The sequence below is a fragment of the Micromonospora sp. NPDC001898 genome, assembly GCF_042891255.1.
Taxonomy (GTDB): Bacteria; Actinomycetota; Actinomycetes; order Mycobacteriales; family Micromonosporaceae; genus Micromonospora.
The window spans coordinates 140462-154167 of record NZ_JBIATC010000002.1 but is presented as its reverse complement, the minus strand read 5'-3'; the positions used below and the strand labels follow the sequence as shown (position 1 = coordinate 154167).

The window sequence follows — 13706 nt, the reverse complement described above, 5'->3', positions numbered from 1 at the left end:
TCAGCCGACGCCGATAAAATGGGCCACATGATCGACTCTTCTGCCCAGGAGGGCAGCAGTAGCCAGCCGGGTCGCGCCCGGCATCTTCCCGTCCCGACGGCCCCGGGAGCCCTGAGCAACCCGTGTTGATCGTCGTAGGACTCGTCCTCATCACCGTTCTCACCGCCGCCACGGGATACTTCGTGGCCCAGGAGTTCGGCTACGTCGCCGTGGACCGGGGGCGGCTCAAGCAGCTCGCCGCCGACGGCGACCAGGCCGCCGCCCGGGCCCTTGAAGTGACCGGCCGGCTCTCCTTCATGCTCTCCGGCGCACAGCTCGGCATCACGGTGACCGCCCTGCTGGTCGGTTACGCCGCCGAGCCCTACCTGGGCGCAGGGCTGGCCGAGCTGCTCGACGTGGCCGGGGTGTCCACCGCGGTCGCCCTGCCGCTGTCCGTCGTGCTGGCCCTGCTCATCGCGACCGTCGTGCAGATGGTCCTCGGCGAGCTGGCCCCGAAGAACCTGGCCATCGCCCGAGCCGAGCAACTGGCCCGGGCGTTGAGCCGGTCCACCCTGATGTACCTGAAGGTCGCCGGGCCGGTGATCACGCTCTTCGACAGGGCCGCCGTCCGGCTGCTGCGTCGGATCGGCATCGAGCCGATCGAGGAGCTGCCCAGCGGCGCCACCCCGAAGGACCTCGAACAGATCATTGCCGAGTCCCGGGAGGAGGGGCACCTGAACGCCGAGATGTCCGACCTGCTCGACCGTGGGCTCGACTTCCGGACGCTGACCGCCGGGGAGGCCATGGTGCCCCGGGTCGACGTGCACACCGTCCGGGCACACGAGCCGCTGAGCCGGGTGGTGGAGCTGCTCGACACCGGGCACTCCCGGTTCCCCGTCCGCGGCACCGAGGGCGTCGACGACCTGGTCGGCGTCGTCGGCATCGCCGACGTGCTGGCCGTGCCCCCGGCCGAGCGCGCGACCACCCCGGTCAGCGCGGTGGCCGGGCCCCCGCTGCTGGTGCCGGAGACGCTGCCGCTGCCGACGGTGCTGGACCGGCTCCGGGTCGGGCACCGGCAGCTCGCCTGCGTGGTCGACGAGTACGGCGGCTTCGCCGGCGTGATCACGCTGGAGGACATCGCCGAGGAACTGGTCGGCCCGATCCGGGACGAGGACGATCCGCCGGATCGGGCCCCCGCCCGGCAGGACGACGGCTCCTGGGTGGTGCCGGCCCGCTGGCGGATCGACGAGGTCGCCGACAGCACCGGTATCGCCCTGCCCGAGGCCCCCGAGTACGACACCCTCTCCGGGCTCGTCATGCGCGAGCTGGGCCGGGTGCCCGAGGTGGGCGACCGGCTGGAGATCGCCCTGGTGACCGACGGCGACGCCCAGACCGAGCGGCGCGCCCTGGTCGAGGTGCTCGCGGTGGACCGGCACGTCGCCGACTCGGTGCGGCTCCAGCTCACCGGGGCCACCGCGGGCGAGGGGGAGACGGCATGAGCCCGGGAGTGGCGCTCCTCGTCTCCGTGGTGCTGCTGGCGCTGAACGCGTTCTTCGTGGCCGCCGAGTTCGCGCTGGTGGCCAGCAAGCGGTACCGGCTGGAACAGGCCGTCGCCGAGGGCGGCGGCCGGGGGGCCCGCGCGGCCCTGGACGGCGTACGCGAACTGTCCCTGATGCTGGCCGGCGCGCAGCTCGGCATCACGCTGTGCACGCTGGGCCTGGGCGCGTTGGCCGAGCCGGCGATCGAGGGCCTGCTCAGCCCGCTGCTGCACGCCGTGGGACTGCCGACGGCGGCCAGTCACATCGTCGCGCTGGTGTTCGCCCTGACCCTGGTCACCTTCCTGCACCTGGTGGTCGGCGAGATGGCCCCGAAGTCCTGGGCGATCACCGACGCGGAGCGCTCGGCGACCCTGCTGGCGCTGCCGTTCCGGGCCTTCGCCCGGGTGTCCCGGCCGGTGCTGTCGCTGCTCAACGCCCTGGCCAACGCGATCCTGCGGCTGGTCCGGGTGAACCCGCAGGACCAGCTCGCCCAGGTGCACGGCCCGGCCGAGCTGCGCATCCTGCTGGAACAGTCCCGCGAGCACGGGCTGCTCGGCGCCGAGCAGCACCAGTTGCTCACCAGCATGCTGGAGCTCCAGGGCACCACGGTCGCCCAGGTGATGGAGCCGTTCGACCAGATCGTCACGGTCCGCCGGGACGATCCGGCGGAGCGGATCGAGGAGATCTCCCGGGACAGCGGCCGGTCCCGGCTGGCGGTGCTGGACTCCGGCGGCGAGGTGTGCGGCCTGGTGCACGTCCGGGAGGCCGTGCGGGCCACCACCACCGGCCGGACGGCCACCGCCGGCGAGCTGATGAGCGCCGCGTTCACGCTGCCGGGGACGGCGTCGGTGACGGAGGCGGTGACCGCGATGCAGGGCCAGCAGGCCCAGCTCGCCCTGGTCCGCAACGGCGGCGGACCGACCCGCCCGATCGGCTTCGTGGCGCTGGAGGACCTGCTGGAGGAGGTCATCGGCGAGTTCGACGACGAGACCGACCCGGTGCCCCGGGGCCGCCGGCTGCGCTGAGCCCGCCGGGGCCGCCGGCTGCCCTGAGGACCGTCCGGGGGCCGCCGGCTGCCCTGAGGACCGACCGGGGGCCGGTCCGGCGACCAGCCGGGCCGGCCCCCGGCGTCCGCGCCGGTCCGGCAGGACTGTCCGGCCGCCGACCGGGAAAGCCGTGCCACCACCGAGGGGGTACGGAGGGAGCGGCGTGCGGCTGACCGGGGTGTCGCCGGAGTCCGGCCGGACCGGGCTCGCGGTGCACACCACGCTGGCGAACCCGAGCACCCGCCCCGGGCTGCGGTTGCCCGGCCGGGTGACGCTGCACGCCGGCCGCGACGACGTCCCCGTCCGGCGTCTCCGGCTCGGCCTGGTCACCCAGGTCGAGCCGGACGACCCGGGCGCGCCCCGCCGGCTCGTGCAGTTCCACCAGGTGCCGATCGCCGGGGCGTTCGTGGTGCCGGCCGGGCGGCGGCGGGCGGTCGACTTCGCGCTGCCGCTGCCCTGGGAGACCCCGGTCACGATCTTCGGCGGGGTGCCGCTGATGAGCCTGCGGATGGGCCTGCGCACCGAGGCGTCGGTCGACGTCGACCTGGAGCAGGGCCCGATGGTCCCGATCTTCGTGCACCCCCTGCCGACCCAGCAGCACATCCTCGCCGCCCTGGACGCGCTCGGGTTCAGCCTGCGCCAGGCCGGCCTGGCCCCCGACCGGCTGCCGGGGGTGGAGCAGGCGCTGCCGTTGCACCAGCGGCTCGGCTGGTGGGTCGCGCCGCTCTACGCCGGCCCGATCACCGAGCTGGAGGTGATCTTCGTGGCCAACTCCGCCGGCCTGGAGGTGATCCTCTGGGCGGACCGTCGACTCTCCCTGGCCGGGGTCACCCACCAGAGCATCAGCCGGTTTCGGGTCTGGCATGCCGGCGCGGACCGGGCCGACTGGGTCGCCGTGGTGGACGGCTGGCTGCGACACGCGATCAACCGGCACGCCGCGGCGGCGGCGCACGGTCACTGGTCGGCCCGGATCAGCGAGTCGGCGCACGTGAGCCGCCGGCCGGACCAGCCGGTCCGGCCGGGCTACGGGCTGGGCGGCACCGCCGGCGGCGCGGGCATCGGCGGGGGCGGCGGCGACGGCACCTGAGCCGGCGTGCCGCCCCCGGATGGTGGCGGGAGGTCGTGCCTTGCGGGACGCCCTGGACCGGCTCGTGGCGCGGCTGCCCGACCCGGCGGCCGGGGCCCTCCTACACCGAGGCGGTGGCGAGCTTGACGCTGAAGCCGAGGAAGAGCGCGGCCACCCCGGTGGTCGCCCCGGCGGCCAGCCGGCGGCGCTGGCGGAACTGGGCGGCCAGGTACGTCCCCGCGAAGATCAGAATCGTCAGGTACAGCACGCTGGCCGCCTGGGCGATCAGCCCGAGCAGCAGGAACGACAGCGCCGGCCAGGCATACCCGGGGTCGACGAACTGGATGAAGAACGAGATGAAGAACAGGATCGCCTTCGGGTTGAGCAGGCTGATCACCAGCGCCCGTCGGAACGGGCTGCGCAGCTCCGCCGGCTCGGCGGCGTCGATCAGCCGCGGCGCGGCCGGGTCGTTGCGGTCCCGCCAGCGCCGCAACGCGCCGCGCAGCATCGCCAGCCCGACCCAGCCCAGGTATGCCGCGCCGACGTACTTCACCACCAGGAACAGCGGCGGGTACGCCTGGAGCAGCGACGCCACCCCGGCGGCGGAGAGGACCATCAGCACCGAGTCGCCGACGAACACCCCGGCGGCGGCCCGATAGCCGGTCCGTACCCCGCGTTTGGCGGCGGTGGAGAGCACGAAGAGTGAGTTCGGGCCGGGGAGCAGGACGATCGCCACGGTCCCCAGTACGTACGTCCAGATGTCGGTGATGCCCAGCACGCCCGACATCATTGCGCCGGGGCCGGCGCACGGGAAAGCCATTCCCGCAGCATGGCCTGTGCGTTCGGCCACTCGTCGACGATCATCGAATACTGGACGGTGTCCCGCCAGGAGCCGTCGGGCCGGATGCGGTGCCGGCGCAGCACCCCCTCCCGGGTGGCGCCCAGCCGCTCGATGGCCCGCTGCGAGCGCTCGTTGCGCAGGTCGGTGTGCCACACCACCCGCTCCGCGCCCAGTTCCCCGAAGGCGTGGGTGAGCAGCAGCAGCTTCGCCTCGGTGTTGATCCCCGTCCGCCACCAGGGTCGACCCAGGTACGTGTACCCGATGGCCACCGTCCGCAGCGCCGGGTCGACCTCGTAGAAGGAGGTGGTGCCGACCACCGCCCCGGTGACCGCGCACCGCTGGGCCCAGGGCACCCGCTCGCCCCGGTGGTGCGCCGCGAGCGCGGCCCGGATCAGCTCGGCCGTCGCGGCCGGGTCGGCCGGCTGCGGGCTGCCCAGGTGTTGCCACACCTCCGGATCGGCGGTGGCGGCGTGCAGTTCGTCGGCGTGCGCGAGGTCCAGCGGTTCGAGCACGACGTGCGCCCCCCGCAGCACCACCGGCTCCAGCCACGGTGACCGCTCAGCCCGCAGGTACGCCGGCAGCGGCGCGTTCACCCCGGGGGCCGGCTCGGCCGGCCCGGCGGTCAGCCGCAGCGGCAGCACCCCGGCCCAGTGCGGCAGGTCCAGGTCGGTCTCGTCCTCGCGTACCCCGCCGGCGCGGGACCGGACGGACACCTCGCGCAGCGGCAACGCCAGCACGGCCGTCTCGGCCAGCTCCCGGCGGCTCGGCGGTCGGCTGTCCGCACTGCGCCCGGCGGCGGCCTTCTCCACCAGGGCGGTCATCGCGGCGGCCTTCTCCCCGGCGTCGGTGACCAGGTGCGCGGTGCCGTGCGCGATCACCGACCGGTAGTTGGCGCTGTGGTGGAACTGCGAGCGGGCGTAGACCAGCCCGTCGAGCAGGGTCACGGCGACGCAGACCGGCAGGCCGTCGCCCCGGGCGGCGAGCAGCGGCCGGCTGCCGGTGGAGCCGTGCAGGTAGAGGGTGTCGCCGATCCGGACGTGCAGGGTGGGCAGCACCCGGGGTTCGCCGTCCACGGTGAACCCGAACGCGCAGTGGTACGCCTCGTCGAGCACGGCATGCGCGGCGGCCCGGTCGTAGCTCATCCGGTCGCGGGTGCGGGTGGTGGTGGTCCGGGGCGTGGGTGGGTACATGCGACAGCCCGCCTTTGTTCTAGTACAATCCCTGAACTGTGTCAGCACGTTATCAGGTGAGCGGCGGGACGGCCGCCGAGATCTCGGTCAGCGTGGAATCGGGCATCCGGTCCGGCGAACTGCCGGCCGGGGCCGCGCTGCCGCCGGTGCGGGCCCTCGCCGCGCAGCTTCGGGTCAGCCCCGCCACGGTCGCCCGCGCGTACCAGGAGCTGCGCCAGCGCGGCCTGCTCGCCACCGCAGGCCGGCACGGCACCCGGGTGCGCCCCCGCCCGCCGGTGGCCACCCGCCGGGCGTTGCGCCCGAGCCCCGCCCTCGGCGCCCGCGACCTGTCCCGCGGCGAGCCCGACACCCGGCTGCTCCCGCCGCTCGGCCCGCACCTGGCTGCTCTCGCCGCCGAGTTCGCCGTCCCCGTCGGGTACGCCTCGGTCGGCGTCCTGCCCGAACTGGCCGCCGAAGCCCGGGAGCGGCTCGCCGCCGACGGGGTGCCCGCCGACGAGCTCACCGTGACCGGGGGCGCGCTCGACGGCATCGAACGCCTGCTCGCCGCCCACCTGCGGCCCGGCGACGCGGTCGCCGTGGAGGACCCGGGCTGGGCCAACCTGCTGGACCTGGTCGCCGCGCTCGGGCTGCGCGCGATCGGCGTCCCGGTGGACGACGACGGGCCGGTCGAGGCCGGGGTACGGGCCGCCCTGGCCGCCGGGGCCCAGGCCCTGGTGGTGACCAGCCGGGCGCAGAACCCGACCGGGGCGGCCGTCTCCGCCGACCGGGCCGCCGCGCTGCGCGCCCTGCTCGCCGGGCGCAACGACCTGCTGCTGATCGAGGACGATCATGCCGCCGAGCTGGCCCGGGTGCCGCTGCATCCGCTCGCCGGGGCCACCCCGGCGTGGGCCTTCGTCCGGTCGGTCAGCAAGCCGTACGGCCCCGACCTGCGGCTCGCGGTGCTGGCCGGCGACGAGGCGACCGTGGCGCGGGTGGCCGGCCGGGCCCGGGTCGGCGCGGGCTGGGTCTCCACCGTGCTGCAACGCCTCGTGCTGGCACTCTGGCGCGACCCGGCCACGGCCGCGCTGGTGGACCGGGCCGGCGAGAGCTACGAGCGGCGCCGGGGCGACCTGCTCGCCGCCCTGGCCGCCCACGGCCTGACCGGCCACGGCCGCACCGGCATCAACGTCTGGCTCCCGGTGCCGGACGAGACCAGCGCCCTCACCGCGCTGCGCGACGCGGGCTGGGCGGTGGCCCCGGGCGCGCTGTTCCGGATCGCCGCCGAGCCCGGGCTACGGATCACGGTCAGCTCGCTGGCCGCCGCCGAACTCCCGGCGCTGACCGCCGCACTGGCCGCTGCCGTCCGCCCCGTCCCCCCGTCCGGTTTCACCGCCTGACCCGCCGGGCCGAGATAGCTCTAAGGCTCTCCCCAGTGCTTCTCACCTGAGGGCTGAGCCTTCTTGCGATCTCAGAGAGTGTTCGATCGGGTTGGGCGCGCTCGGCTTGCCTCGCCGACAGCCGCCCGCTTCCTCATGCCGACGGTGTGGTCGGAGGCTGAGCCGGCGGGGACGCGCGCCGCGTCAGCACAACGACCCCGCTCACGGCCGTGACCAGCAACGCCACCACCTCGACTGGGATGGCCAGCACGAACGGAAATCTCCATGTCTGTGCCAGAAACGTCCCCGCCACGGCCCCCAGACACAGCGTCAGCACCACCGCGCCGGCTACGAGCGACGCCACCCACACGCGCCGCGCCCCCATCTGCGCGACCAGCACCGCCGTGACGCCCCAGGCCAGACCGGCCCCGAACCCGGTCACCGCGCGGCCGAGCAGCAGCGAACCGCTTCCTGGGGCAAGCGCGGTCAGCAGTGTTCCGAGAACCAGCAGCGCGATCGCGGACAAGGTGACGGAAGTGGGCCACCGCCGGCCGACGAGAGCGCTGACCGGAACCGCCAGCACCGCAGGAAGCAGGTACGCGACGAAGATCCAAAGCATCATCGAGGTCGGCAGACCCATGGCCCGCTGGATCGCGGCCAATGCCGGCCCGACAGTGACGGCGAGTAGGAAGGCGCCCACCGACGCGGCAAGTGCTGGTCCGATCACCAGCCACACTGGGCGGACGCCGGAGCGTGGGCCATCCGAGGGAACCTGGTTGGCGGTGCCGGGGAGGGGCGGGGTCACTAGGGCAGCATATGGCCCCTGGGCACTGCGGGCAGGCACCGGTATCAGCGGCTGGCGCGATCTGGGCCGGAACCATGAGTGGGCGGTTGGGAAGTTGTGTCCTTTGTGGGCTCGGCGGTGGGCAGCGAGGATGTCGGTTGGCCGCGGACCGATGCGTGAATGTGAGCCGCGCCCGGGCCGGCTGGCGGCGAGCGAGGACGTGTCGGGCGGGGATGCCCGCGTGGGCGCGGGGATGGAGGGTAAAAAGATCGCCATGACCGACAAGACCGACACCGCCCCTGGTGCGCAGCAGTTCATCCCGCCGCGGGCCGACACCATCGACGAGTTGCGTGCCGCCGCGAGCGGTTGCCGGGGCTGCGAGCTGTACCGGGACGCCACCCAGACCGTCTTCGGTCGCGGCGACGAGGCCGCCCGGGTGGTGCTGGTCGGCGAGCAGCCCGGCGACCTGGAGGACCAGAAGGGGCTGCCGTTCGTCGGGCCGGCCGGCCGGCTGCTGCGCCGGGCGGTCGACGACGCCGGGCTCGACCCGAGCCAGCTCTACCTGACGAACGCCGTCAAGCACTTCCGCTTCGAGCTGCGCGGCAGGCGGCGCATCCACCAGACCCCGGACCGGGTGCACGTCACCGCGTGCCGGCCCTGGCTGGTGGCCGAGTTCGCCCGGCTGCGCCCGGACATCGTGGTGGTGCTCGGCGCGACCGCCGCGAAGGCGCTCCTCGGCCCCGCGTTCCGGGTCACCCGGCAGCGGGGCGCGCTGATGCCATGGCCGGCCTCGGCCCAGCACCCGGAGGACTTCGCCCGGGTGCCGGTCGACTCCGCCGGGAAGGTCGCCGACGCCCCGGCGGCCCGGCTGCTGGCCACCATCCACCCGTCGGCCGTGCTGCGCGCCGACGACCAGGACATCGCGTACGCCGGCCTGGTCGCCGACCTCACCATCGCCGCCGGCGCCCTCTCCGCCTGACCGACCCGCCCATCCACCCAGGATGCTCTCCCGGGACGATCCTGGACAGTTGTCGTCCTCGGGGCCGCCTTCTGCCCGGTGACGGCGATCGGAAGTTCGGCCTGTGGCAGACCAGGGTGCCGGCCTGGGCCGGGCTGCGCAAGGATGGGGGCAGCCCACCGCCCCTTACCCGGGAGCCGCCGCCCTTCCCGAGGAGTCCCGATGGCCACCGACCTCACGGCGCCGGCCCCGAGCCGGATCGACGTCGCCCCGATCCAGCGCCGGACGGTGCGGCTGCTCTTCGTGACCCAGATCATCGGGGGCGTCGGCGTCACCATCGGCGTCACGGTCGGGGCGCTGCTCGCCGCCCGGATCGCCGGCACGGCGGTCGCCGGCCTGGCGCAGAGCGCCGGGGTGGTGGGCGGCGCGCTGCTCGCCGTCCCGGTCACCCGGATCATGACGGGATACGGCCGCAGACCCGGCCTGGTCACCGCGTACCTGGTCGGGGCCGCCGGGGGCGTGCTGGTGGTGCTCGCCGCGATGACCCGCCAGGTGCCCCTGCTCTTCCTCGGCATGCTGCTGTTCGGCGGCGGCACGGCCGCCAACCTCCAGGCCCGCTACACGGCCGTCGACCTCGCCGAGCCGGCCCGCCGGGGCCGCCAGCTCTCCGTGGTCGTCTGGGCCACCACGGTCGGGGCGGTGGCTGCGCCGAACTTCGCCGCGTTGGCCGACCGGACCACCCGGGGCTGGGGCCTGCCGCCGCTGGCCGGCCCGTTCGCGTTCAGCGCCGTGGCGTTCACGCTCGCCGCCGGCGTACTGCTGGTGCTGTTGCGGCCGGACCCGCTGCTCACCGCGCGCCGGCTCGCGGCGGCCGAGGCCCCCGAGGCCCCCGAGGCGGCCGGCGGGCCGGCGGCGACCGCCCGGCGCGGGGCGGGCATGCGGGCGGCCTGGCGGGTGGTCCGCGCGCGGCCGGCGGCCCGGCTGGGCATCGCCGCCGTCGCGGTCGGCCACCTGGTGATGGTCGCGGTGATGTCGATGACCCCGGTACGCCTCGGCGAGTACCACTCCGACGCCGCCGTGCTCGGGGTGGTCGGGGTCGTGCTCAGCCTGCACATCGCCGGCATGTACGCGCTGTCGCCGGTGGTCGGCTGGCTCACCGACCGGCTCGGCCGACGCCCGGTGATCCTCGGCGGCCTGGCGGTGCTGCTGGCGGCCTGTGCGGTGGCGGGCGTCTCCGGGCACCACACGGCGGGGCTCTCGGTCGGCCTGGTCCTGCTCGGGCTGGGCTGGTCCGGGACGATGGTGGCCGGCTCCACCCTGTTGTCGGAGTCGGTGCCCACTGCCGTGCGGCCCAGCGTGCAGGGGCTCTCCGACCTGACGATGGGCCTGGCCGGTGCCGCCGCCGGCGCGCTGAGCGGGTTCGTCATGCAGGTGGCCGGGTATCCGACGCTCACCCTGCTGGCGGCGATCGCGACGGTGCCCCTGCTGACGCTAGCGTTGCGTCCGGCGTCCGTACCGGCGCCGGACGAGGAGGACCGACAGTGCGGCTGACCGACTTCTGGACCCGGCTGGAGGAGGTGTTCGGGCGGGCCTACGCGGCCAGCATCGCCTCGGACCAGGTGCTGTCCCAGCTCGGCGGGCGGACCATCGAGCAGGCGCTGAGATCGGGTGAGCAGACCCACGTGGTGTGGCGGGCGGTGGTCGCCGCGTACCCCGACCGGGTGCCTGCGCGGCTACGCTGAGCAGCCGTTTCTTCCGGTCTGCGTGTCGCTTGCCGAGTCGTACACCTGTTCGGCTATTGTCCACAGCGGGGTGCTCGTCCACAGCTCACGGCCGGTCGGCTGGTGTTCTGTCGGACCCAGCGCCTAGCGTGTCCGCGTGACGAGAAGCTCAGCAGCAAAGACGCCGGCGAAGGCAGGGGTGGCAAACATGGCGGCAGGGCCCGACCGGGAGAAGGCGCTTGACCTTGCTCTCGCCCAGATCGACAAGCAGTTCGGCAAGGGCTCGGTGATGCGGCTTGGGGAGCGGCCGGTTGTCCAGACCTCGGTCATCCCGACCGGTTCCATCGCGCTCGACGTGGCGCTCGGCGTGGGCGGTCTGCCCCGCGGCCGGGTCGTCGAGATCTACGGCCCGGAATCCAGCGGTAAGACGACGGTGGCCCTGCACGCGGTGGCCAACGCCCAGCGGGCCGGCGGCATCGCCGCCTTCGTCGACGCCGAGCACGCGCTCGACCCCGACTACGCGAAGGCCCTCGGCGTCGACACCGATGCCCTGCTGGTCTCCCAGCCGGACACCGGCGAGCAGGCGCTGGAGATCGTGGACATGCTGGTCCGCTCCGGCGCGATCGACATCATCGTGATCGACTCGGTGGCGGCCCTGGTGCCGCGCGCCGAGATCGAGGGCGAGATGGGCGACAGCCACGTGGGCCTCCAGGCCCGGCTGATGAGCCAGGCGCTGCGGAAGATCACTGGCGTGCTCAACAACACCGGCACCACGGCGATCTTCATCAACCAGCTCCGCGAGAAGATCGGCGTGATGTTCGGCAGCCCGGAGACCACCACCGGCGGCCGGGCGCTGAAGTTCTACGCCTCGGTCCGGCTCGACGTGCGCCGTATCGAGAGTCTCAAGGACGGCACCGACGTGGTCGGTAACCGCACCCGGTGCAAGGTCGTGAAGAACAAGGTCGCCGCGCCGTTCAAGCAGGCCGAGTTCGACATCATGTACGGCAAGGGCATCTCCCGCGAGGGCTCGCTCATCGACGTGGGCGTGGAGCAGGCGATCATCCGCAAGTCCGGCGCCTGGTACACGTACGACGGCGACCAGCTCGGCCAGGGCAAGGAGAAGGCCCGGGAGTTCCTCAAGGAAAACCCGGACGTGGCGGCCGAGATCGAGAAGAAGATCCTGGAGAAGCTCGGCGTCGGGGTCGGCGCGGGCGACGCCGCCGGTGGCCCGGAACTGCCGCCGGTCGACTTCTGACCGGTAGCTGACCAGTGGCAGGAAGACGCGCCCGGACGGGGCGGGGCTGGGATGCCAGCCCGTCCCGGTCGGGCGACGCCGACACGCCGCCCCGTCCCCGGCGTGGCCGCCCCGATCCGGCGACCGACCCGGAGGCCGGCGGACAGGCGCCGCCCCGGGACGAGGCCGAGGCGGCGCGGGAGATCTGCCTGCGCCAGCTCGCCCTGCGCCCGCGCACCCGGGCCGAGCTGGCCGCCGCGCTCGCCAAGCGGGGGATCTCCGAGGAGGTTTCCGCCGGGGTGCTCGACCGGTACGACGAGGTCGGCATCATCGACGACGCGGCCTTCGCCCGCGCCTGGGTGTCCAGCCGGCACGCCGGCCGGGGGCTGGCCCGCCGGGCGCTCGCCAACGAGCTGCGCCGGCGCGGCGTGGACGGCGAGGTGGCCACCGAGGCGCTCGGTGAGCTGGACGAGGAGACCGAGGCCGAGACGGCCCGGGTGCTGGTCGAACGGAAGCTGCGCACGGCCCGGGGCGAGCCGGACGCGGTGTTCCGCCGGCTCGTCGGCATGCTCGCCCGCAAGGGCTACCCGCCCGGCGTGGCGATCCGGGCGGTGAAGGACGCGCTCGCCGCGCAGAGCGCCGAGGCGGCCGAGTTCGCCGACCGGATCGACGCCGACGCGCTCGCTGACGCGGAGGGCGACGTCGACCGGGACAGCCGCAGCCTCGACTGACCGGTGCGGCTGGCCGTGTGGGATGTCCGGCGGAGGCGGCGGGTGTCCCTGTGGGGTTCGTCAAGCCGTGATCGGCGGGACGTGGCGGGAAGGCGGCATCGATGTTGAAGGCGTGTCTCAACGGCGGCCGGAGCCGGGCCGAACACCCCGCCGTGCCGGTCACCCCGGCCGAGTTGGCCGCCGACGCGTATCGCTGCGCCGCCCTCGGCGTCGCGGCGGTACACGTCCACCCACGTGACGCCGCCGGCGCGGAGTCGCTCGCCCCGGCGGTGGTCGACGCGGCGGTCGCCGCGCTGCGCGCCACCTGCCCCGGGCTGCCGGTCGGCGTGAGCACCGGCGCGTGGATCGAGCCGGATCCGGCCGCCCGGGTGGCCGCCGTGCGGGCCTGGCAGGTGCCGCCCGACTTCGTGTCGGTCAACGTGCACGAGGCCGGTGCCGAGCAGGTGGCGGCGGCGCTGGTCGAGCGGGGCGTGGCCGTCGAGGCCGGCGTCTGGACCCTGGACGCCGTCCGGGCGTACCGGGGCTGGCGGGTGCCGGCCCTGCGGGTCCTCGTCGAGTGCATGGCCCCCGATCCGGCGGACGCGTTGGTCGACGCTGCCGGCATTCTCGCCGCCCTGCCGCCCGGTGGCCCGCCGGTGCTGCTGCACGCCGAGGGCCCGGCGGTGTGGCCGGTGCTCGCCGAGGCCGTCGGTCGCGGGCTCGACACCAGGATCGGGCTGGAGGACACCTTCCTGCTGCCGGGCGGCGCGCCGGCCGCCGACAATGCCGCGCTGGTCGGCGCGGCCCTCGCGGGTGGAGCCCACTGAGCAGAGCAGCGCCGATGCCCCGACTGCGGGCGCGCCACGCCACCTTTGTCCGGCGGTGTCCGGCGTCGGATCGGCGTTCGGTGACCCCTCAACTTCGCTCCGTTCGAGGGGTTTGATCATGAGTCCTTGACCAGACGGCCCCCGGAGACCTAGCCTCGCCATACAGGCTCACATTGCCCGACCAGCGCAGGCTAAGCGCACAACATAGATCGCGTAACAGAACAGCATCACTTTGGCCGGCTCGCCGGCCTGCGGTGCCAGCTCCGACAGGCCGGACCGGAGCTGGTGCGACAACTGCACCCGGCTGCCGACGATGCCCAGCGGGCATCGCCGGTGGTGAGAGCTACCCATGGCCAGCCGCTCAGGTCGGGCGTCTCAGAGCCGCAGCGCGTGTGCCCAGGTGGCATGAGCACTGCGGCGCCGACGTTCAGGGGAGGCGGCCATGGCGGGGTGGCAC

Annotated in this window: 13 protein-coding genes; 10 read left to right on the top strand and 3 right to left on the bottom strand. The window is 74.4% G+C overall.

From position 1 onward, the window contains the following. Positions 1-122 precede the first annotated feature (122 nt). From ACFYZF_RS05390 to ACFYZF_RS05380, 3 genes are all read left to right on the top strand, one after another. Positions 123-1478: a hemolysin family protein gene (locus ACFYZF_RS05390; RefSeq protein ID WP_387016285.1), complete on the top strand. Its 1356-nt coding sequence runs from the start codon at positions 123-125 to the stop codon at positions 1476-1478. After that, a complete protein-coding gene (locus ACFYZF_RS05385; protein WP_387016283.1) occupies positions 1475-2542 on the top strand; it encodes a hemolysin family protein in 1068 nt (355 codons plus the stop codon). The genes ACFYZF_RS05390 and ACFYZF_RS05385 overlap by 4 nt, the downstream gene beginning before the upstream one ends. Positions 2543-2726: 184 nt before the next feature. Next, complete coding sequence (locus tag ACFYZF_RS05380) at positions 2727-3650, top strand: sporulation protein (protein ID WP_387016282.1); 924 nt, start codon at positions 2727-2729, stop codon at positions 3648-3650. 100 nt (positions 3651-3750) lie between these two features. Here ACFYZF_RS05380 and leuE read toward each other — a convergent pair whose 3' ends face one another. Beyond that, the gene (gene leuE / locus ACFYZF_RS05375) at positions 3751-4419 is read right to left on the bottom strand and encodes a leucine efflux protein LeuE (RefSeq protein ID WP_387017093.1); all 669 of its coding nucleotides are present in this window, start codon (positions 4417-4419) and stop codon (positions 3751-3753) included. Then, positions 4416-5660 carry a bifunctional pyridoxamine 5'-phosphate oxidase family protein/GNAT family N-acetyltransferase gene (locus ACFYZF_RS05370; RefSeq protein WP_387016280.1) on the bottom strand — a complete coding sequence of 415 codons (1245 nt, stop codon included), beginning with the start codon at positions 5658-5660 and terminating at the stop codon, positions 4416-4418. Before ACFYZF_RS05370 ends, leuE begins: the two co-directional genes overlap by 4 nt. Before the next feature lie 38 nt (positions 5661-5698). Between ACFYZF_RS05370 and ACFYZF_RS05365 the strand changes: the two genes are divergently transcribed. Beyond that, positions 5699-7036, top strand: coding sequence for an aminotransferase class I/II-fold pyridoxal phosphate-dependent enzyme (locus tag ACFYZF_RS05365; RefSeq protein WP_387016279.1), 1338 nt, complete (start codon positions 5699-5701; stop codon positions 7034-7036). A 133-nt stretch (positions 7037-7169) separates the two neighbouring features. Here ACFYZF_RS05365 and ACFYZF_RS05360 read toward each other — a convergent pair whose 3' ends face one another. Then, positions 7170-7751, bottom strand: a complete 582-nt coding sequence (locus ACFYZF_RS05360; protein ID WP_387016277.1) for an MFS transporter — start codon at positions 7749-7751, stop codon at positions 7170-7172. Positions 7752-8073: 322 nt separating this feature from the next. On the opposite strand from ACFYZF_RS05360, the gene ACFYZF_RS05355 reads away from it, so the two are divergent. From ACFYZF_RS05355 to ACFYZF_RS05330, 6 genes are all read left to right on the top strand, one after another. Beyond that, positions 8074-8778, top strand: coding sequence for a UdgX family uracil-DNA binding protein (locus ACFYZF_RS05355; RefSeq protein WP_387016275.1), 705 nt, complete (start codon positions 8074-8076; stop codon positions 8776-8778). A 201-nt stretch (positions 8779-8979) separates the two neighbouring features. Then, positions 8980-10308 carry an MFS transporter gene (locus ACFYZF_RS05350; RefSeq protein ID WP_387016273.1) on the top strand — a complete coding sequence of 443 codons (1329 nt, stop codon included), beginning with the start codon at positions 8980-8982 and terminating at the stop codon, positions 10306-10308. Further along, positions 10299-10499: a DUF3046 domain-containing protein gene (locus ACFYZF_RS05345; protein WP_387016271.1), complete on the top strand. Its 201-nt coding sequence runs from the start codon at positions 10299-10301 to the stop codon at positions 10497-10499. Before ACFYZF_RS05350 ends, ACFYZF_RS05345 begins: the two co-directional genes overlap by 10 nt. A 187-nt stretch (positions 10500-10686) precedes the next feature. Then, entirely contained in the window at positions 10687-11733 is a 1047-nt protein-coding gene (gene recA, locus ACFYZF_RS05340) for a recombinase RecA (RefSeq protein ID WP_350885269.1), read from the top strand. A 14-nt stretch (positions 11734-11747) separates the two neighbouring features. After that, positions 11748-12443 (top strand): regulatory protein RecX, encoded by a 696-nt coding sequence (locus tag ACFYZF_RS05335; RefSeq protein WP_387016269.1) that lies wholly within the window; start codon positions 11748-11750, stop codon positions 12441-12443. Between the two features lie 101 nt (positions 12444-12544). After that, positions 12545-13249, top strand: coding sequence for a 3-keto-5-aminohexanoate cleavage protein (locus ACFYZF_RS05330; protein ID WP_387016267.1), 705 nt, complete (start codon positions 12545-12547; stop codon positions 13247-13249). Positions 13250-13706: the final 457 nt, after the last annotated feature.